Source organism: Rhabdaerophilum calidifontis, from assembly GCF_008641065.1.
Taxonomy (GTDB): domain Bacteria; phylum Pseudomonadota; class Alphaproteobacteria; order Rhizobiales; family Beijerinckiaceae; genus Rhabdaerophilum; species Rhabdaerophilum calidifontis.
In genome coordinates this window covers 95,104-116,601 of sequence record NZ_VTRS01000009.1, presented here as the reverse complement: position 1 = coordinate 116,601, position 21,498 = coordinate 95,104, and the positions used below count along the sequence as shown (strand labels likewise).

At 63.2% G+C, this 21,498-nt stretch carries 13 protein-coding genes; 10 read left to right on the top strand and 3 right to left on the bottom strand.

Features of this window, described 5'->3' with window-relative positions; all coding sequences use genetic code 11:
* The 10 genes from FWJ24_RS14745 to FWJ24_RS13415 form a co-directional block, all read left to right on the top strand.
* Window positions 1-356, top strand: a 356-nt coding sequence (locus FWJ24_RS14745) for a hypothetical protein (RefSeq protein ID WP_206110849.1), incomplete at its 5' end; no start/stop codon positions are given.
* Between the two features lie 488 nt (window positions 357-844).
* Window positions 845-1,033 (top strand): helix-turn-helix transcriptional regulator, encoded by a 189-nt coding sequence (locus tag FWJ24_RS13455; RefSeq protein WP_246155686.1) that lies wholly within the window; start codon window positions 845-847, stop codon window positions 1,031-1,033.
* 157 nt (window positions 1,034-1,190) lie between these two features.
* Window positions 1,191-2,063, top strand: a complete 873-nt coding sequence (locus tag FWJ24_RS13450) for a WYL domain-containing protein (protein ID WP_166443721.1) — start codon at window positions 1,191-1,193, stop codon at window positions 2,061-2,063.
* Complete coding sequence (locus tag FWJ24_RS13445) at window positions 2,060-2,680, top strand: DUF1819 family protein (RefSeq protein WP_150288344.1); 621 nt, start codon at window positions 2,060-2,062, stop codon at window positions 2,678-2,680. The genes FWJ24_RS13450 and FWJ24_RS13445 overlap by 4 nt, the downstream gene beginning before the upstream one ends.
* Window positions 2,677-3,279: a DUF1788 domain-containing protein gene (locus FWJ24_RS13440; RefSeq protein WP_150288343.1), complete on the top strand. Its 603-nt coding sequence runs from the start codon at window positions 2,677-2,679 to the stop codon at window positions 3,277-3,279. Before FWJ24_RS13445 ends, FWJ24_RS13440 begins: the two co-directional genes overlap by 4 nt.
* Before the next feature lie 4 nt (window positions 3,280-3,283).
* On the top strand, window positions 3,284-6,805 hold the full coding sequence (gene brxC, locus FWJ24_RS13435) for a BREX system P-loop protein BrxC (protein ID WP_150288342.1): 3,522 nt from the start codon (window positions 3,284-3,286) through the stop codon (window positions 6,803-6,805).
* The gene (gene pglX / locus FWJ24_RS13430; RefSeq protein WP_150288341.1) at window positions 6,805-10,299 is read left to right on the top strand and encodes a BREX-1 system adenine-specific DNA-methyltransferase PglX; all 3,495 of its coding nucleotides are present in this window, start codon (window positions 6,805-6,807) and stop codon (window positions 10,297-10,299) included. Before brxC ends, pglX begins: the two co-directional genes overlap by 1 nt.
* The gene (gene pglZ / locus FWJ24_RS13425; RefSeq protein WP_150288340.1) at window positions 10,292-12,799 is read left to right on the top strand and encodes a BREX-1 system phosphatase PglZ type A; all 2,508 of its coding nucleotides are present in this window, start codon (window positions 10,292-10,294) and stop codon (window positions 12,797-12,799) included. The genes pglX and pglZ overlap by 8 nt, the downstream gene beginning before the upstream one ends.
* An 11-nt stretch (window positions 12,800-12,810) precedes the next feature.
* Complete coding sequence (gene brxL, locus FWJ24_RS13420) at window positions 12,811-14,922, top strand: BREX system Lon protease-like protein BrxL (protein ID WP_150288339.1); 2,112 nt, start codon at window positions 12,811-12,813, stop codon at window positions 14,920-14,922.
* 25 nt (window positions 14,923-14,947) lie between these two features.
* Complete coding sequence (locus FWJ24_RS13415) at window positions 14,948-15,892, top strand: GIY-YIG nuclease family protein (protein ID WP_114535616.1); 945 nt, start codon at window positions 14,948-14,950, stop codon at window positions 15,890-15,892.
* 45 nt (window positions 15,893-15,937) lie between these two features.
* On the opposite strand, the gene FWJ24_RS13410 is transcribed toward FWJ24_RS13415, so the two are convergent.
* The 3 genes from FWJ24_RS13410 to FWJ24_RS13400 form a co-directional block, all read right to left on the bottom strand.
* The gene (locus FWJ24_RS13410; RefSeq protein WP_150288338.1) at window positions 15,938-17,014 is read right to left on the bottom strand and encodes a DUF2793 domain-containing protein; all 1,077 of its coding nucleotides are present in this window, start codon (window positions 17,012-17,014) and stop codon (window positions 15,938-15,940) included.
* A gap of 75 nt (window positions 17,015-17,089) precedes the next feature.
* Window positions 17,090-17,470 carry a hypothetical protein gene (locus FWJ24_RS13405; protein ID WP_166443720.1) on the bottom strand — a complete coding sequence of 127 codons (381 nt, stop codon included), beginning with the start codon at window positions 17,468-17,470 and terminating at the stop codon, window positions 17,090-17,092.
* Window positions 17,471-17,523: 53 nt separating this feature from the next.
* Window positions 17,524-21,489, bottom strand: coding sequence for a baseplate multidomain protein megatron (locus tag FWJ24_RS13400; RefSeq protein ID WP_150288337.1), 3,966 nt, complete (start codon window positions 21,487-21,489; stop codon window positions 17,524-17,526).
* Window positions 21,490-21,498: the final 9 nt, after the last annotated feature.

Here is a 21,498-nt window from a genome sequence, read left to right as displayed (position 1 = left end):
CCTTGAAAGCCGGGCTATGGTTCCGGCGCGGTCGTCTCGTCATGGTCTCTCCTGTTCACGGCATCATGCCGATCTCAGGCAGAATTTCCACTTATCCCCGCTGTCCAGATTTCCCGAGCCAGCTCTGTGAACAGCGCGATCACAGTATTGGAGGAATGGCTGCTGGGGACCGAAGGCCAAATCGAGATCGGCGCCACAGCCTGACCTCGCCCTCAAGGAAAGAGGACAGCCTGCCTGCTCCAATCAGCTTCAGGCATTCCCCCGGCAAGTCAGGGCCACCCTACGCCACCAATGATCAATTCCTCACCATTGCCGAAACCAACTCCGCGGTCAGGCTCTTCTGCCTAAAATACTGAAATGCATAGGGTTTCCGGCCGTATCTTGCGGGCCTCAGTCCACAGGTCCGGAGAGAAATGGTCCATTTGGAGAATGTCGCACGGAGTTTGTCGGCTGGGCAGTGCAGAGGTCGAACCTGCAAAGCCTTTGAAACGTTGCACTATCTGCCGTTGCGCAGCGCGCCGAGAGACGCTTAATTTGACGTGAATGGCGGAGGGAATGAGTCATCGAAAATCTCGGCTCAGAGTCCCGCAGTCATGCGCTGGCAGAACTACACGAGATCGCTCGTCTCCAAGCGATTATTAATCGTTTTCTCTCGGTTGCGTCCGTTCGGAACTTCCCAAAACCGGGGCGCTGATCCCCGCTCGAATTCCCCGCTGTCGCCAAACCAGACGCAATGCGCGGACTTGCGCAACTAACTGACTTGCCTCGCATTTTCTTTCACGCCTTCGTTCAGACGCAACCATGTCGAGTTGCTCAGATGGAGGACAATATGAAACGGAACTGCATGACCCAGAAAGAACTCGCCGACCGCTGGACCATCTCGCACCGCACACTGGAACGGTGGCGGTGGGCTGGCGAAGGCCCGGCATACATGAAGCTCGGCGGACGCGTCGTCTACCGCGTCAGCGACATCGAGGCGTTCGAGCAAGAGGTCATTCAATCCACTGCTGATCAGCGGATCGTCGCGCTCTGACGCCATTGGCGACCTCCCGGCCGCAAGTCACGCTCCAAAGCTCTGATTTGCGGCGCATTTCGATTGCGCCACCTTCCCGGCTCGGCTAGCCTCGGCTCAGGCCCAGTAAATGGGCGCGCATAGTTATCGTGCGCATCGCCCGAGCCGGGAGAGCGTGATGGAGAGCGACAGGTCGGAACTTCGTTGGGGCGTCGAGCAGCGCCTCGAGTTCATAGAGTTCCGCCTGTTCTGGGAGGGGCATGTGAACCGAAGCGATCTGATGGACCAGTTCGGGGTCTCGGTGAACCAGGCGTCCACCGACCTGAACCGCTACATCGGCTTCGCGCCGGACAACATGGTCTACGACAAGAGCGCGCGAACCTATGTCCGCGGCTCAGCCTTCAAGCCGCACTTCCTCGAGCCCGACGCCAGCCGCTATCTCGCCCAGCTGCGCTCGGTCGCGGACGGGATCCTCGACCGCGAGGATTCCTGGATCGCGGGTCTCCCGCCCTATGCGGCCGCGCCGACGCCGGTGCGCGGGGTCAATCCGGTGACGCTCCGCTCCGTGGTCGGCGCCATCCGTCGCTCCGAGGCGATCGAGGTTAAATACCAGTCCCTGTCCAGCCCCGAGCCGCGATGGCGCTGGATTGCACCTCACGCCATCGCCTTCGACGGCTTCCGCTGGCACGCGCGGGCGTTCTGCCTTACCGACGAAAGCTTCAAGGATTTCCTGCTCTCACGGATCCTCGACATCCGCGGATCGCGGGAAAGCGATACCTCGGCCGAGAATGACCGCGACTGGCACTCAGAGGTCACCTTGGAAGTCGCCCCCCACCCCGACCTATCGGAGACGCAGGCGAAGGTCATCGCGCTCGACTACGGCATGCGGGCCGGCAAGGCGAAGATCATAGTCCGGCGGGCGTTGCTGTACTACGCGCTCAGGCGTCTCGGGCTTGATACTGATCCCGGCGCTAGGAAGCCGCAGGATCAGCAGATCGTTCTCCTGAATCGTGATGTGGTTCATCTGCAAGATGGGAGCTCGGCACGATGACGGGTGCAGACCACCAGCCTTACAAGATGTCTTTCGCCGTTGGAGGACTGCTGCTTAACGAAAGCGTCGAAGTTGCCCGAATGCACGCGCCATCGGAGGCGTGGGACGCCACGTTGCGGCGCGCCTTGGAGGGAGGTGTGACGTCCCTCCCCAAGGCCGCGTCGCGTCGCAGAACGCTTCGTGAGATCGTGAATCGGATTTCGACCTTGAGCGATGAAGAGCTCGGCTATCTCGTCCAGGTGGCAGATCGCCAAGACCAGCAAGCCCTACTGTGGCTCGCGACCTGCAGAGCATACCGATTTGTCCGAGAGTTCGCGACGGAAGTCATCCACGAGCGATTTCTTTCCTTCCAACTCGACCTGCCGCTGGAAAGTTTCGACGTCCTGTTTGCCGCCAAAGCCGAATGGGATGAAGGCCTTGCCGGGATCAGTCCGACGACCCGCGCAAAGCTGCGGCAGGTGCTGTTCCGGATGATGCGCGAAGCAAACGTGATCTCCGACGATAACAAGATCCTGTCGGCCTATGTCTCGCCGCGGCTCAAGGCGATCCTGGCAGAGAAAAATCCAAGGGACCTCGTCGTGTTTCCTGGATTGAGCCATGATGGAGGCGCTTTGTGAGAAAGCCGACCAGCCGCAAAGAGCGGGCAGAGCATCTATTCAAGGTCGTCACCAGCCAGCGGTTCCTGACCAAGCAAGGCCTCGGAAATGAGGTGCCGTTCTTCATCTGCCCTTATCCGGCAGAAGAAGGACTGTCGATGGTTGAGGACCGGCTGGATCTCGTTACCCGGATAACACACGCCGGGATCGCCGTTCTCGACCTGAGCCTTTACGACCTCTCGCTCAGCATTCTCGAAGAGCGCGGCATCCTCGAGCAGATCCTCGAGATCGAGTCGGACACCGACAAAGGAGAGATCCGGGAGCTTCTGCAGTCCGTTCTGGATCCCAAAGCCAACCTGATCCCGAAGATTGGCGACGCCATCGAAGCCACACCGCATGACGTCATCTTCCTCTCCGGCGTTGGCGAGGTCTATCCATACATCCGGTCGCACAACGTGCTGAACAATCTGCAGAGCACGGCCAAGGACAAGCCGACCGTCCTGTTCTTCCCTGGCAGCTACACCCATGCGCTCGCAACGGGGGCCTCACTCGATCTGTTCGGGCGCCTGCACGACGACAAGTACTACCGGGCCTTCAATATTCTGAACTACGAGGTTTGATCCGATGACGATTGCGATGCGCGAAATCTTTGAGAAGCCCGTCGACCGCGCCATCGATGGCGTCATCAAGGCGGACGACGAAGCAAGCCTCCGGATCGAGCTCGACGAGTATGTGATCACCGGCGAGATCGGGCAACGGCTTGAGCAGTTCCTCGATGCCTACAATAACTACAAGACCGCGAACGGCGTCTGGATTTCAGGCTTCTTCGGCTCAGGCAAATCGCATCTTCTGAAGATGCTGGCGCTCTTGCTGGAAAATCGCGAAGTCGACGGGATCAAGGCGTTCGACATCTTCGCTGAGAAGCTGAAGGACGAGCCTATGCTTGCTGGCGCCCTTCGCAAAGCCGTGTCGATCCCTTCGAAGTCGATCCTGTTCAACATTGACCAGAAGGCGGACGTAATCTCGAAGAACGACGTCGACGCGCTGCTATCGGTTTTCCAGAAGGTGTTCGACGAGATGTGCGGCTATTACGGCAAGCAGCCGCACATTGCGCAGTTCGAACGGCAACTCGATGAGCGTGGTCAGTTCGAGGCGTTCAAGGCGGCGTTCCTGGAGCTTTCCGGAAAGCCTTGGGAGACTCGAGGCCGTGAGGAGGCTCTGCTGGAGGGGCGCAACATCGCTGCGGCATTCGCACGGGCAACTGGCGCAGATCCCGTCGATGCCAAGGATATCCTCTCACAGTACCGAAAAGATACGAGGGTCTCAATCGAAGATTTCGCCAACACGGTGAAGGCCTGGATCGACCGGCAGGTGCCGAATTTCAGACTGAACTTCTTCGTCGATGAGGTCGGCCAGTACATTGCCGACAACGTCAAGCTGATGACGAACCTTCAGACCATCGCCGAGAGCCTGAACACGAAGTGCAAGGGTCAGGCGTGGATCATAGTGACGGCGCAGCAGGCCATTACAGAAGTCGTCGGGGACATGACTGCCCGGCAGGAAAACGACTTCTCGAAAATCCAGGCAAGATTTGCCAACCGCATGCCCTTGAACTCGGCGGATGTAGCCGAGGTCATTCAACGCCGCCTGCTGTCCAAGACCGACGCGGCTCAGATCATGCTGGGCAATTTGCACGACAAGGAGGAGAACAATCTCAAGACCTTGTTCGATTTCGCAGATGGTTCGATCCGGCTGAAGAACTATCGCGACCGCGAGCATTTCGTCGCGAGCTATCCGTTCCCACCCTATCAGTACACGCTGTTCCAGATGGCGATCACGTCGCTCTCCCAGCACAACGCATTCGAGGGCAAGCATAGCTCCGTGGGCGAACGCTCGATGCTGGGCGTGTTCCAAGAGGTCGCCAAAACCCTTGCCGATCGTCCTGTCGGGGGGCTCGCGACCTTCGATTTGATGTTCGAGGGGATCCGCACCGCGTTAAAGTCCGCCGTCCAACAGTCCATCCAGATCGCCGAGCGGAACCTCGACGATCCCTTCGCGGTTCGCGTTCTGAAAGCATTGTTCCTTGTCAAGTATGTGAAGGAATTCAAGCCGACCGTACGCAACATCAGCGTTCTTCTGTTGTCGGAATTCGAGGCTGACCAAGCGGGACAACGGCGAAAGATCGAAGACGCTTTGGCGCGTCTCGAGCGCGAAACCTACATTCAGCGCAATGGCGAGGTCTACGAATTCCTCACAAACGAAGAGAAGGACGTCGAGGCTGAGATCAAGGCGCTGGATGTCGATCCGACCGAGATCAGCAAGGAGCTGGAAACCCTTGCCTTCGACACGATCCTTCGGCACCGCAAGATCAAGCACCTGACCACGGGCTATGAGTATTCCTTCAGCCGGAAGCTCGATGACCATCTGCTGGGCCGGGAATACGAGCTCTCGATCAACATCATCAGCCCCTTCAGTGACGATGCTGCGGCTCCTGACGCTGTGCGCATGCGCAACATGGGGCGCGAGGAACTGGCGATCGTGCTGCAGCCGGATGTCCGGTTCATTCGGGATCTGACCCTGTTCCGGCAGACCGACAAGTTCATCCGGCAATCGCGCAGCGGATCGCCCCAGCCTGGCCGAGACCGGATCATTCTCGAAAAGGGAGAGCAAAACGGCCGCCGCGCGAAAGATCTGGAACTTCGCCTGCGGAAACTCATGGCCGCCGCACGCCTCTTCGTGCGTGGTGATGAACTGGACATCGGCGGTGACGATCCCCAGGACCGCATCGTCAAGGCCTTCCAGGCGCTTGTCGACAAGGTCTACGTGAACCTGCCGATGCTGAGGGGCGTGAACTACGTCGAAGCAGACATCGCCAAGGCCGCCAGTCCGACGTCCACCCTGTTTGGCGAAGCCGGTACCGGCCTGACGGAAGCCGAACAGGATGTGCTGAACCACATTCAGAGCCAGGCCCGCAACGGAGTGAAGGTCTCGGCCAAATACCTTACCGAACGCTTCGGGGCAAAGCCCTACGGATGGCCGACGGTTGCCACCCTGTGCCTCACCGCCAGCCTGTCCGGAAAAGGCAAATGCGAGGCCCGGTCGGACGGCACGCCGCTGGAAGGGGCCGAACTCGCCCGGGCGCTCAACAACAGCCACATGCTGGGCAATATCCTCCTGACCCCGCAACTCGAGTTCACCTCGTCCCAGATCCGCGCAGCCAAGGATCTCTACAAGGAACTGTTCGGCTTGCCTGCCGACGGCTCCGATGCACGGGTTCTCGGCGGCGAATGGGCGGAGAGCATTCGCAAGCTGGCGGACGAACTGAACCGGCTCGTCACCGAAAACCACAAGTATCCGTTCGTCGCGGCGCTGGAGCCCTTACGGGATCAGGTTGTCGCCATGGTCGGCAAACCCGCTGCCTGGTACATCACCGAACCGGTCAAGCAGGAAGACTCGCTGCTGAACGCCAAGGAGGACATCCTCGACAAGATCCGCAGCTTCATGGGCGGGGCTCAGCGGGAGATCTACGACGACGTCCGCGACTTCCTCCAGGCACAAGAGGCCAACATCGGCTATGTCGATGCCACCGCCGGGGAAAAGTTGCGCGCCGCCCTGCGCGATCCCGACTGCTACAAGGGCACGGCGATCCAGGCGCTGAAGTCCGAACTCTACGCCCTGAAGGACAAGGTCGAACTCGATGTCCTGAAGGAGCGCAAGGCGGTGATCGCCGCCGTCGATGAATGCGCCGACAAGGTCGCCCAGACGGCCGAGTTCGAGGCTCTCACCCCCGAGCAGCAGGACAAGATCCGTCGCAGCGTCGCCTCGCACAAGGCTGGGCTCGATACCGTGACCATGATCCCGATCCTGCGCGACCGGGCGAATGGCGCGCGCTCCGGCCTGATGCAACAGATGCTGGCAGACATCGCGCGGATGACGCAGCCCCCGGCGCCCGCTCCGGCCGATCCCGGCATGAAGGAACGGCCCGCCCCGGCGCCACGGCCGCCGTCCTACGTCAACGCCTCGGACATCAAGGTGGCCTATCCGCGCCCCTATCTGGCCGAGGAGGCCGATGTCGACCAATACGTGAACGAACTGCGCAAGACCCTGATGGCCGAGATCGCCGCGGGCAAGAAGGTGATCGTCTGATGGATACCAACGCCCTCAAGAAATTCGCGCAAGCCGCGCGCAACCTTCTGATCGATCAGGTCACCGCCAAGCTTTCCGTCGTCATCGACCCGGCCTCCTCCGCCCGGCGTGAGAACCCTGCGGCGATGAAGAAGCTCGACGCCGCCATCGCGCAGACCGGCAAGGCCCAGGTCATCGAACAGGTCGCCTACACCTGGTTCAACCGCTTCACCGCGCTCCGCTTCATGGACGTGAACGGCTACACCAACCCGCGCGTCGTCTCGCCCGAGGGCGACGCCACGCGACCCGAGATTCTGGCCGAGGCGATGGCGGGCAACCTGCCCGAGGGCGCGCCCGCCACCATCGCGGCCCTTCTCGATGGCCGCAGCCCCAGCCGCGACCCGCAGGGCGAGGCCTATCGTGCGCTGCTCGTCCATGCCTGCAACGCCTGGCACAAGCCCATGCCCTTCCTGTTCGAGAAGGTGGGCGACTACACCGAACTCCTGATGCCCGAGGATCTGCTTTCGCCGACCTCGATCCTCGCCCGCCTGCGCGACGCCATGCCCGAGGACGATTGCAAGGATGTCGAGATCATCGGCTGGCTCTACCAGTTCTACATCTCGGAAAAGAAGGACCAGGTCTTCGCAGGCCTCAAGAAGAACCAGAAGATCACGGCCGAGAACATCCCGGCGGCCACGCAGCTCTTCACCCCGCACTGGATCGTCCGCTACCTGGTCGAGAACTCGCTGGGGCGGCTGTGGCTCCTGAACCGGCCGGGGTCGAAGCTGGCCGAGCGGATGGACTACTACATCGCGCCGGAAGAGCCCGAGACGGATTTCCTGAAGATCGGCAAGCCCGAGGAGATCAAGGTCTGCGATCCGGCCTGCGGGTCGGGGCACATGCTGACCTATGCCTTCGACCTGCTCCACGCGATCTACGAGGAAGAGGGGTATGAGGCCGACAGGATCCCCGCGCTGATCCTGCAGCACAACCTGACCGGGGTGGAGATCGACGACCGCGCAGGGGCGCTCGCGGCCTTTGCGCTGGCGATGAAGGCGGCGGCGCGGCTGGGGCGGCGGCGATTCCTGCGGATGGAGGCGAAGCCCGACATCGTCGTGCTGCAGAACGTGACCTTCACCCCGGCCGAGATGCAGGACGTGGCGGCCGTGGTGGGGCGCGACCTGTTCACCGATGAGTTCCGCGAGACGCTGTTGCAGTTCGAGCAGGCGAAGAACTTCGGCTCGCTGATCGTGCCGAAACTGCGCGACCCGGCCGAGACTCTGCGGGTGGTGCAGGCGCGGGACTTCGGCGGCGACCTGCTGCTGAAGGAGGTGCAGGAGCGGGTCGTTTCCGTGCTGCGCATGGCCGAGGCGCTGTCGCCGAAGTATCACGTGGTGGTGGCCAACCCGCCGTATATGGGCGGGAAGGGGATGAACTCCGAAATCCAAGATTTCACGAAGAAGAACTATCCGGACGGAAAATCGGATCTGTTTGCTGCGTTCATTGAGCGAGGGCTAAGCCTTGCGGTTTCGCGTGGCTTCAGCGCGATGGTCACGATGGAAAGCTGGATGTTCCTGGGGTCATTTGAGAAGCTTAGGATACGCCTTCTAGAAGAGACAACAATTCAGTCGATGGTTCACATGCCATACCTTGGCAAGGGTGGAACAAGCATGGGAATTAACTTCGGAACCTGTGCCTTCGTCTGCGAAAAGTCGCCAAAGGCTGAGTTCAACGGTAGATTCTGCTGCGTTCGATATTACGAAACCGACGATAACGGAGTTCCGCTCGAGTTCCCGCCAAACAACGAGCGTCTTTCGATGGTGTCATCCAAGGATTTTGAGAAAATTCCAGGAAGTCCCATTGCCTACTGGGTGAGTGAGGCGCTTCGGGAAACGTTCCCACGGTCAACTTTGCTTGGCGACTTCTGCGACTTTCGAATTGGGATGGCCACTGGAAAGAACGAATGGCACGTGCGCCAGTGGCAGGAGGTATCCTGTAAGCGAGCCGAATTTGGAGCCGCGTCTCGAGAGGCGGCCAAGGCATCTGGAAGAAAGTGGTTTCCCTATGCAAAGGGCGGGGAGTTCCGAAAATGGGCGGGAAACGAAGAAAGCCTTGTAAATTGGGAGAATGACGGCTCTCTGCTTCAGAACACTAAACATCCGACCAGCGATCGAATCTGGGCGCATAACTTCAATCTTTCAAATATTTTTCAGCCCGCGATATGCTGGACCGTTGTCACAACCGGTCGCAACGGATTCAGGCTCCACTCCGACGGCTTCATATTCGATGCCGCAGCCGGCCTATGCCAGCCCAAAACTGATGTCGAAATCGAGTATCTGCTCGGGCTGCTGAATTCAAAGATCACAGAAACAGCTTTGCCCTTGATCAATCCAACGATCAACCTTCACCCAGGCTATCTGTCTTCACTTCCGGGCCTTGCGGTGAAGCAGATCGACCAAGTTCGATCCCTTCGCCGTATCGCAAAATCCGACTGGGATGCCTACGAAACCTCCTGGGATTTCACCACGCTCCCGCTGCTCTCGCCCGATCATCGGGCCGGGACGCTCGAGGTCACCTATGCCCGCCTGCGCACCCATTGGCAGACCATGACGGACGAAATGCAGCTGCTGGAGGAAGAGAACAACCGCATCTTCATCGACGCCTATGGCCTGCAGGACGAGTTGACCCCCGAGGTCCCGATCGAGGAGATCACCCTCACCTGCAACCCCGCCTATCGCTATGGCGTGAAGGGCACCGAAGCTGAGCGCGAAGCCCGCCTGCGCACCGACACCATGGCCGAGTTCCTGTCCTACGCCGTGGGCTGCATGTTCGGCCGCTACAGCCTCGACGCGCCGGGCCTGATCCTCGCCAACCCGGGCGAGACGCCGGCGGATTATCTGGCCCGCGTGCCGAACCCCAGCTTCCTGCCTGACGAGGACAACGTCATCCCCGTTCTGGATGCCGACTGGTTCGCCGACGACATCGTGGACCGCTTCCGCAAGTTCCTGCGCGTGACCTTCGGCGATGCGCATTTCCGCGAAAACCTCGCCTTCGTCGAGGCGCAGATCGGCGACATCCGCAAGTATTTCACGCGCGGCTTCTACGATGACCACGTGAAGCGCTACAAGAAGCGCCCGATCTACTGGATGTTCTCCTCCCCCAAGGGCACGTTCCAGGCGCTGATCTACATGCACCGCTATCGGCCCGACACCGTCTCGGTCCTGCTGAACGACTACCTGCGCGAGTTCATCCGCAAGCTCGAGGCCGAGCGCGCGCGGCTGGACAAGCTGTCCGACGACCCCGCCGCCACCCAGACCCAGCGGACAAAGGCGCTGAAGGACGTGGGCGTGATCGCCAAGCAGCTCGCCGAGCTGGAGGAATGGGAGCGCGAGGTCATCTTCCCGCTGGCGCAGGCCAAGATCGAGATCGACCTGGATGACGGGGTCAAGCGGAACTACCCGCTGTTCGGCGCGGCCCTGAAGCCGATCAAGGGGCTGGAGGCCGCGGATGAGTGACCGCATCGCCGCCAGCCTGCGGCAGCTGTTCGAGGACAAGCGGCTCGTCTTCTGGTACGACGCCGACCGCGACATGCGGGCGGAGTTCGAGGCGGTCGATCTGCCCGGCGTGACCAAGCTGGAGATCGCGAACAACGAGTTCGGCCTGAAGTACCGGATCCTGCGGCAAGAGCCGAAGGGCCGTTTCCTGCTGTTCAAGGACGGGCCCGAGCCCGAGATGGTGGACAACTGGCTTCTGGACCTGCAGCTGGCCTCGGCCGTGTTCAAGGCCGACCAGGCGGCGATCTGGCTGGCCGAGCTGGGCCTGCCGCTGCAGTTCGAGAACGTGGTGCGCGGACATATCGAGTTCTTCCGCGCCAAGGCCCGCGTCGAGGCGCTGAAGCGGCTGATGCCGACCTCGTCCTCGGACACCCAGACCCAGATGCGGATCCGCATGCTGGCCATCTGCGCGGGCGCCGAGGGCGGGCTGGACACGGTGATCGAGGCGCTGCTGGGCGAGCTGGCCGTCGACAAGGACGACGCCCTGAGGCTGATCGAGCGCTCGGGGCTGACGGATTTCCTCTGGAAGCAGGTCGGCCAGGCCTATGGCTACAAGCCCGATGAGCCGGATTTCGAGGACTTCGCCATCGCGCTGTTCCAGTCGGCCTATGCCCGCGTTCTGGGGGAGGACGGCGCGTTGAACGCCGAGGCGCTGTTGGTCTTCCGCCGCTGGAAGAACAACCGCCATTGGACGGATGCCTTCGAGATTTTGTCGGCCCGGTATCAGGATCTGCTGAAGATCCCCGCCGATCTGCAAAAGCGTGATTTCCGCACTCTGGTGGGCGTCGATCATTTCGAGGAAATCGACCGCCAGATCATCCGCGAGATCGTCCGCGCGATGTCAGCCCAATCCGTGAGCGCGCCGGAGGCGTTGAACTGGGTGCGCGAGCGGCGCCAGAGCCATTGGTATCCGACCTACGCGGACATCTATCAGGCAATCGGTTACGCCACCGAGTTCCAGCAGGCGCTCGCAGAGACGAACCTGGGGATGACCAGCCCTGCTGAGGGCGTGCAACGCTATGTGACCAGCTGGTATCGGCTGGATCAGCTCTACCGCAAATTCATCTACCACATGCAGAAAAGCGGTCAGGCGTCCCTCCTGGCCGACCTCTATGCGTCCGTCGAGAACCGCTACACGAACAACTTCGTCCTGGCGCTGAACGACGCATGGCAGGATCAGATCGCCGGCCTCGGCGAGTGGAAGATCCCCGGCTTCGCATCGCAGGCCAATTTCTATCAGGAGCAGGCCGCCGAGTACCGGCGTAAGGACCAGAAGGTCGCTGTGATCATTTCGGACGCCCTCCGCTTCGAGGTGGGCGAGGAATGCCTGCGCCGGATCCGCGCTCTGGATCGCTTCGATGCCGAACTGAAGCCCATGATCAGTTCGCTGCCCAGCTACACTCAGCTCGGCATGGCGGCGCTTTTGCCGCACAGCGCGCTCGCCCTGGCAGAGGACGGAAGCGGCGATGTCATCTCGGACGGGGAGAATACCAAGGGTCTTGCGGCTCGAGAAAAGCTGCTCGCCGCGGGGCGTAAGGGAGACAGCGCGCGGGCGTTGAAATCCGAAGACGTGATGAACATGCGCACCGATGACGGAAAGGCGCTCTTCCGCGACAATCACATCGTCTACGTCTACCACAACCGCATCGACGCCATCGGCGACAAGCTGCAAACGGAAGACAAGCTGCCCGAGGCGGCTGAGGATGCTATCGAAGATCTGACCAAGCTCGTCCGCAAGCTGACTTCGGCCAATTTCTCCAACATCCTCATCACTGCGGATCACGGGTTCCTCTATCAGCATCGTGCTCTTGACGAGAGCGATTTCGCGATCGCCGATCCGCAGGGCGCCGAGATCCTCTTCCGCAACCGGCGTTTTGTGATTGGGCGGGGCCTCACACCTACATCAGGCATGAAGCACTTCGGCGCAGCAGGGCTGGGCCTTTCTGGTGGACTGGACGTCCTGATCCCGAATTCGATCAACCGGATGCGCGTGAAGGGCGCTGGCAGCCGTTTCGTACATGGCGGCGCCAGCTTGCAGGAAGTGGTCATCCCGGTCATCCGGGTCGGCAAACAGCGCGAGACGGATGTGGGCCAGGTCGACGTGCAGATCTTCGTCACGGGCCGCAGCCTGATCTCCTCGGGCCAGACAGCGGTGACGCTCTATCAGACCCAGCCTGTCTCGGAGAAGATGCGGCCTCGGGAGCTTCTGGCCGGCATTTATGCGACGGACGGCACACTGATCTCCGACGAGTACACCCTGATTTTCGATTTCCGCTCCGAAAACGCCCGCGAGCGGGAAATGCCGCGCAAGTTCCTCCTCTCGCGGGAGGCCGACCGGTTTAACAATCAGGATGTCATCCTGAAGCTGCGTGAACGGGTCGGAAAGACCAGCCATTACCAGGATTATGCCACCCACCGCTTCCAGCTGCGGCGTGGCATGACCACTGACTTTGATTTCTGAGGAGCCTGCGAATGAGTGACCTCGACGACAAGACTAACGAGCACTTCGCGGGCTTCGTGGTCCGAAAGGACCTGGTGAAGGCGGTCAAGGGCAACGCCATCGTGCCGACCTATGTGTTGGAGTATCTGCTCGGCCAATACTGCGCCACCGATGATGAGGCCTCGATCCAGACCGGCATCGAGACCGTGAAGGAGATCCTGCACCGGCACTACGTGCACCGCAACGAAGCGGGCCTGATCCGGTCGAACATCCGCGAGAAGGGGCGCGGTAAGGTCATAGACAAGGTGTCGGTCGCGCTTAACGAGAAAACTGACTCCTATGAGGCCAGTTTTGCCAACCTTGGGATCAAGAAGGTCCTGGTGGACAGCGACACGGTCAAGAAGAACCAGAAGATGCTCGTCTCCGGGGTCTGGTCGATCGCGGACCTCGAATACGATCACAAGGAGGAGGCGAATTCGGTCCCCTGGGTTCTCGCGGGGCTTAAGCCGATCCAGATGTCCAGCTTCGACTTCGACGCGTACTTGGCCGGGCGGGCAAAGTTCACGACGGAGGAGTGGATTGACCTCCTGATCCAGACGATCGGGTTCAACCCGGACGCGTTCGGCCGGCGCAGCAAGCTCCTCCAGCTGCTGCGGTTGATCCCCTATGTGGAGCGGAACTACAACCTGATCGAGCTTGGCCCAAAAGGGACTGGCAAATCGCACATCTTTTCCGAGTTCTCCCCGCACGGGATCCTGATCTCTGGTGGCGAGGTAACCGTCCCTAAGCTGTTCGTGAGCAATGCGAGCGGGAAGATCGGTCTCGTCGGCTACTGGGACACGATCGCCTTCGACGAGTTCGCCGGCCGGCAGAAGAAGGTCGACAAGGCGCTCGTCGACATCATGAAGAATTACCTGGCGAACAAGTCCTTCTCGCGCGGAGTCGAGACGCTCGGGGCGGAGGCGTCGATGGCGTTCATCGGGAACACCAAGCATTCCGTCGCGTACATGCTCAAGCATACCGACCTCTTCGAGGAGCTGCCTGAGAAGTATTACGATAGCGCCTTCATTGATCGCCTCCACGCCTACCTGCCTGGCTGGGAGATCGACGTCATCCGCGGAGAGATGTTCGCGACCGGCTACGGCTTCATCGTAGACTACCTCGCGGAGGTGCTGCGTCACCTGCGAGGGCAGGACCGCTCGATGGACTACCGGGAGCTGTTCACGCTGGATGCTTCCATCTCTACCCGAGACCGGGACGGGGTGCAGAAGACCTTCTCCGGCCTGATGAAGCTCCTCTTCCCGGACGGGCGCGCGACTCCGGAGGAAATTCGGGAGCTGCTGACTCTCGCAATAGAGGGGCGAAAACGCGTCAAGGACCAGTTGATGCGGATCGACAGCACCTACCCGGAGGTCGAGTTCAACTTCGCCGACAAGACGGGTCGAGTGACGAAGGTGCAGACCCTCGAGGAGCGTGAGCACCCGCGCTGGTATCACCGCCGGAACGTCGAGGAGGTGGGCGAGGCGGCAATCGAGCCAGACTCGCCCCACTTGGATTCGGGCGCGCCCGCTTCCGCGCCGGTCCGGGACGCCCCGGAGGGACGCGATCTGCATCCGCCGGCGGTGCCGGACGTCCCGCGCGGACCCGCGCCCGGTCACGTCACCTTCGTGGAGAACCAAAAGGGGGTGAGCTTCGACGCGCTTCTCGGCCCATGGCTCGACGGGGCGGCGGTGATCACGCTCACGGACCCCTACATTCGGGTCTATCACCAGATGCGCAACCTAATGGAACTTCTCGAAGTCGTGGCGTTGCGCAAGCCAGACGGGGAGGACGTCCAGTTCCAGCTCATCACCGCTCCGGACCCGGACGACATCGAGCGGCAGACGGGATATCTTGAGCAGATCCGGGACGGGATCGCACCCTTGGGCGTGGAATTTGGCTGGGCCTTTGACGGGACGAGCACAATCCACGCCCGGCACCTCGTGACAGACACTGGCTGGAAGATCCTGCTAGATCGGGGACTCGACGTATTCCAGCGGGCAGACCTGAACAACGGGTTTAGCCCGGCCAACAGGCATCAACGCTTCCGGCAAGTGAAGGCTTTTGAGGTGACCTACCTGCGAGAGGGAGCGGCGGCCCTGTGATGGTATTTTCATTTCAACGGCTTTGATGAAACCGCGCTCGATTAATATCTTCCTGCTAGACGGCGATCCGAACGGCATTCGGGTGGCGCAGATCTCGATGTCGACGATCCAGGCGATTGCCTTCCGGCGCAACCAGCTTCGGCGGGTTCGTGAAGCTTTCCCCGAGATTGAACGGCCAGGCGTCTACATCCTGATCGGCGCCGACGAAGACGCGCAGGACCGGCAGCTTGCGTATATTGGCGAGTCCGAAGGCGTCGGTGCTCGCCTGTCGTATCACAATTCGAATGAAGCTGGTCGCGATGCCAAGGGCTTCTGGACCGATACGGTGGTGCTTATCAGCAAGGACGAGAACCTGACCAAGAGCCACGCGCGCTATGTCGAAGCTTGTCTGATCCGGGGGGTCGTCAGCAATCCCCGTTGGACCCTGCCCAACACGCGCACGCCGTCCGACGACGCGGGCAAGCTACCGCTCCCCGACCGCGCGGCCATGGACGAGTTCGTGGATCAGACGAAAACACTGGTTGGAGCCCTTGGCTGGGATCTCTTCCGAGAAGTCCGCGGTCGTGCGCCGGAGCAGATCGCGGAGCAAGAACTGCCAAAGGCTGAACTCCATGAAAGCCCTCGGTTCTTCTTCCGGGGCGACGGCTTCGCGGCAGAGATGGAGATCGGGCCCTCCGGGGATTTCGTCGTCACGGCAGGTTCGAGGGCAAGGGTCCGGACGACGAGAACGATACCGAGAGGGACGGTCACGCTCCGGAACACACTTGTCGAGAAGGGCGTTCTCCGCGAGGAAGGCGATTTTCTTGTGTTCACAAGCGCCTACAGCTTCACGTCTGCCTCTGCCGCGGCTGCGGCCGTCATTGGTGCGAGCGCCAATGGCCGGATCCTCTGGAAGCTCCCAGACGGACGCAATTACGGGGATTGGGAGGCAAACCAGGATGCGGCGGGCGACGCGTCAGGCCAATTCTGAAGGTTGCGACTGCCCGGGGAACGGTACCGTCAGCGTGGCGAGAATTTAGCCGACCTTGCAACCCCAGAAGGACGTATGATCGGCGGCGAAATACCCGTCCGCTACGCGGAAATACCCTTGCAGCTCTACGGTATCGCCTGCGGAGAGCGGGACCATCGTCTGCAGCCAGATCGCGGTGGCGAGCGAGACGTGGGTTGCGGAGATTTCGCCGAGGGAGCCGCGGATTTCGGTCGCACCGTTCAGCACCAGCCGCCCACGCATTCGGGCCGTCGCGCTGGCGTTGATCTTGTAGAGGAGCGTCGCGCCGAAGAGGTAGGTGCCGTCCACGGGGGCGACGAAGTGGTTGTTCGCGGCGTCGAACGCGCCCTGATCGTTGTAGTCGGTGTTGTTGAGGCCGATCTTCGTCCAGGTTCCGACGCCGACGTAGTTGTCGTAGTTGGTGTACGCCTTGAACCGCGGCAGCCGAGGCTGGTCGACGATGCCCGTGGCGTTGTCGACGCTCAGCCCGTCGAAGAAGGTGCTGCCGTCGGCCGAGACCGCGAGGCGGAAGCGGTCGGAGCCGAAGAGCCCCACCAGCGCCTTGGTCACGAAGCCGGTCTGCAGCGTCAGGCCGAGATCGTCGCCAGCGGCCTCCTTGTTCATCGTGTAGAACAGATCGCCGGTGCCACCCTCGGCCACAGTCCTGGCGGTCCAGAGCGCGGCGTTCAGCTTGGCCGAGAACGGGTTCGAGGCGTCCGCCGTCGTGCCGAGCCCGAGCAGCGCCATATTCTGCAACTCGCTGGGCGTGGTGCCGACCCAGCCCGCACCATCGTAGACCAGCAGCAGGCCCTCATCCTCGACCCACGCCCGCCAGCCGGTGCGGGGCGGCAAGCGGAGCCAAGCGCCGTCCGTCCAGAGCGCAACGTTCAGGTCCCAGCCCGCCCAATCGCCCGTCGCGCCCGAGGCGACGATGTAGCGGTCGCCATCGGTGGGGCTTCCGGGCGGACTGGTCAGGTCCCGATCGAGGGTCGAGAGCTGGACGAGCCCGTCGAGGATCCTCAGCGCCTCGTTGTGGGTGACATGCTTCTGGGCCTGCGCCGCGAGGATGTAGGGCAGCAGGAGATGGGTCGTGGCGTCGGACATTGGCGGTCTCCAAAACGAAGAACGCCGCCTGCATGGCAGGCGGCGGATGAAGGCGCGGCGATGGTAGGTGGCGGGCTACCCGCGCTCGGGCGTCTCCGCCGGAATGGCCGACAGAACCGGGTCCGGCTTCGGCGCGTCCCACTTCGCGGTCATTGCGGCCCAGCGATCGATCTCGGCCCTGAAGGCCGGGTCGTCGATCCGCAGATGGAAGGTGTAGAGGCGATCCACGATCTCGCGCATGAGCGCGCGCATCTCGTCGTCGTCGATCCGAGAGACCTCGGACCAGGGAATACGGTTCCCCCCGGCGTCCACGACGATGACGTCGCTGCCGTCGCCCGCGTGGGAGACGGGCGCCGGACCCGCATGCAAGTCCTCGAGCTGCGTGTTGCGCACGCAGGCCACGGCCATCACTCTGGCAAGCTGGGCTGCAATCCTGTCTTCGTCCTCGGGGCGCATGTCCCAAGCCTACGACGTAGATCGCGCGCCGTGCCAGAACTCATTGCGCTACCTCAGAAGCTCAGCGTTACAGCCTTGGGCGCACCCCGCCCGAAAAGGGCGGAGAGCTGATGGATGCGGATGTCGAGCGTGTCGCCGGGCTCAAGCGGCGCGCCCCAATCGGCGGTCTGGTCTGCGGCGGTGTAGACCGCGCTGGTGGTGGTCGTGCTCAGCACCCGCTTCACGGCAGCGCCATCGAGGATCTCGACCTCGTAGGCTTCGAGCTCCTCGGCCAGCGGCACCTCGAGCCCGCCCCAGCTGTCGGCCGAGAGCGCGCGGGACCGGCGGGTCCAGCGTATCGTCAGATCGCCGGGCGCACGTGGCTTGCGCCACGGCTGCTCGACATGGGCGACCGAGAACGGCCGCAGCCCCACGCCCTGAGGCGTGAAGGATTGCGCGACATAGGTCTCGTCGCTGACCGAACGGCTGGCCGGGCCGATGCGCCAGTTCCACGGGATCTCAAGGTCGGCCTCGGCGATCGGCAGCGTTGCGAGGCTGTCGTCGAGCACCACGACCCGCGCGCCAGCAGGCGCCGGGTTGCCCATGGCGCCCTCGGTCCCGCGCTGGCCACGCAGGAGCCCGGTCAGACGATATCGACCCGGCGCCAGAAGCTCTGCCACGCCCGCCTGCACGATTTCCCAGACGCCGGGCGCACTCTCGATCGCCAGCGCGTTCGCCCCGCCGAACAGGGTCAGGTCGGTGACGCTCTCCAGCGTGCCTGTCAGCAGATCGACCATCAGCGCATTGCCGAGATCGAAGCGCGACGTGGGGCCCGTGTAGAAGTCCGAGACCAGTGTCCCGATCCGGGCGCGGCTGCCGAACGTCGTGAGTAGCTCGAAGCCATCGGTCGAGGGGCTGCGAAACACTGCCATCTCGCCCGGCCATGGAACCGCGTGCGCGGCGATCAGCGGTCGATGCGCGGCTTGGTCCTCGGTCAGTTGCGGCAGATCCATCAGCACCGCATCCGGCGCGCCGAACACGACCGCCCGCGTCAGCGACGCCGCGCGGGGATCGCCGGGCGGCAGGTCGTAGGTCGCCCGGTCCTGGCGCACCGCCTCGATGCCGCGCGCCTCGGCGTCGGCGATGGAGACGAGCCGCAGATCGACCAGTCGCCCGTCATGCTCCAGCCGGATCGCATCGGCCGGATCGAGCGCCAGGCGCGAGGGCGGCAGGCGGAACGCCGCCGTCTCCCGGCCCACCCACGCCTCCATCAGGGCACGGCGGCAGCGGCGCTCGGCCTCCTCGGGCGGCACGGCCATCGGGAAGGACTCGGAGGCAATCCGCGTCGTGTCCACGGTGATGCGCCGCGCCTCGACGAGGGCGGCGTCGTAGTCCTCGTCGGCACGCGCGACCTGCCATTTCAGCGCTTGAGGCAGTTCGGTCTCCTGGCTGCGCGTCAGTTCCAGCACGTCGCCCTCGCGGGCGGCCACCAGATCGTCGGGTGCGAGGGTGGCAACCGACGCTCGGCCGCGCATGACGAAGCGGATCACCCCCTCGGTCTCGACGGCATCGAAGCCGAAATGCCGCGACAGCGTGGTGATCGAGGCCCGCGGGCTTTCGAGCGCGGTGACGGCGTAGCCCTCGACCGCGCCCCAGAGGCCGGTGACATCGATACTGGCTTCCGGCAGCCCGGCGCGCAGGCAGAGGTGCCGCACGAGCGCGGCCAGCGACACCGCGCCGAGCCGCCCGGTCAGCCAGTGCCCGAGCCGCCAGTTCGCGCCGTCCGTCCAGACGTCGGTCAGCGCCGGAAAGAACGGATAGGGCCGCGCGTCCCAGGTCCAGGCGGCGCATTCGGGGACATGCACCATCCGGCCGCCGTAGACCGAGGACACCGGATTGTTCACAGCCTCGCCCCACCAGAGATACGTCGCCTCGAGATAGGCCCGCTGAATGGCGTCATCCCGCCAGCCCCGCGAGAAATGCGGCGTGAAGCTCTCGGATGACTTCGGATCGAAGAAGACGTTGGGCTGGTTGGTGCCCCGGTCGATGGCGGGACAGCCGAGCTCGGTGAACCAGATCGGCTTGGACTGCGGCGCCCACGCCGTCGGCGTGCCGCTCTCCACCCCGCCCGGGCGGTCGTAGTGCGGGTTCGACCACCAGGCGCGCAGATCCTTGTAGCGGAAAACCCATGGCTTGGCGGCCGCGCCGTCCGTGATTGGGTTCCGAACCTGCGCGGAGCGGTCCGCCGCGCTGGCATAGAACCAGTCGAAGCCTTCGCCGCCCGCGATGTTCCCCTGCAGATAGGCCCGGTCGTAGATCGCGGGCCAGCCATCGGCCGCGTCGAGATGCTCGAAGCCGTCCCGCCAGTCCGACAGCGGCATGTAGTTGTCGATCCCGACGAAATCGATCTCCGGGTCCGCCCAGAGCGGGTCGAGATGAAAGAACACGTCGCCGCTGCCGTCGCCCGGCTGGTGACCGAAGTATTCCGACCAGTCGGCCGCGTAGCCGATCTTCGTCCCCGACCCGAAGATCGAGCGGACATCCGCGAGCAGATCCCGATACGCTTGCACAGCCGGATAGGTGCTGGCGCTCGAGCGGATCGTCGTCAGCCCCGGCATCTCGGTGCCGATCAGGAACGCATCGACCCCGCCCGCCGCCGCGCAGAGGTGGGCGTAGTGCAGCACCATGCGCCGCAGGCCCCAGTCCCCGGGCGTGCCTGTCCACGAGACAGACTGGCCAGCTACACTGAAGTTCGCAGGCGTCGCCGCGCCGAACAGCGCCGCGACCTGGCTTGCCGCCGTGGCGGTCTTGTCGACCGATCCCGCGTAGCCCGCTGCAGGCGAACAGGTGATACGCCCCCGCCATGGGAACGCGGGCTGGCCCGATGCGGCGGCGTTGTCGGAATACGGGTTCGGAAGCGTGTTCCCGGGTGGCACGTCCATCAGGATGAAGGGATAGAAGGTCACCCGCAGCCCGCGCGCCTTCATCTCCTGGATCGCCTGCACCACCGCGAAGTCGGACGGCGTGCCGCCATAGACGGGGCGATCCTGGTCGTCGCGGCTGACGAGGAAGGCGTTGGCGCGGCTCACGCCGTTGACCGACCAGCTGGCGGGCGTGGTCGACTTGGCCGACACCTCGACGCCGGGCTGCACCTTGCAGGAGCCGGCGCGCAGATCGTCGCCAAACCACGCCACCACGAGGCTGACGCTCTCGACCGCAGGCGCCATCGCCTGCAGCCGGTTCAGCGCCTCCACCATGTCGGTGGAGTCTGCCAGCGCGTTCAGGTTCTCCGGCGCCGTCGCGCCGCCATCGGTCTTGCGGATGGCCTGCGTGGCGTAGGTGAACTCGCCCGAGGCCGGGATCATGGTGACGGCTCGGGTCAGCCCCTCGGCGGTGTCGGGATCGGCCAGCGGGCGGAACACCTCGAAGGACAGCTGCGGCAGGCGGTTGCCGTAGGTCGAGAGCGCCAGCTCCTCGAAGACCACATAGGCGGTGCCGCGATAGGCGGGCGTGCTGGCCGCGCCCATCCTCGCGGCGATGAACGGGTCGGCTGTCTGCGCCTCGTCGCCCGGATACCAGCGCCAGGTGACGCCGGAGAGGTCCATCGGCTTGCCGTCGGCCCAGATGCGGCCGATCCCCGTGATCGGCCCCTCGCAAAGCGCCACGGCGAAGGATGCGTAGTAGAGATACTCGGTGGTCTTGACCTTGCCGCCCCCGCCGCCCTTGCCGCCCCCTTGGGTGGTGGTCTTCGTTTCCTCGCGGAAATCCGTCGCCCAGATGATGTTGCCACCCATCCGCATCCGACCATAGAGGCGCGGGATCACCGCGCCTTCGGTGGCCGAGGTGATGCGCAGCGTGTCGAGCCGCGCACCCTCGATGCGCTGGGTGGGCGCCAGCGACGAGATGATCCAGCTGTCGACGACCGACCCGATGGTGGAGCCGATGAAGCCGCCGATGGTCGCGGCGCTGACACCGAGGATCGCGCCGCCGATGCTGCCGCCAATGGCGGCGCCGGCCGCACCGAGAACGAGGGTGGCCATGTCGGGGTC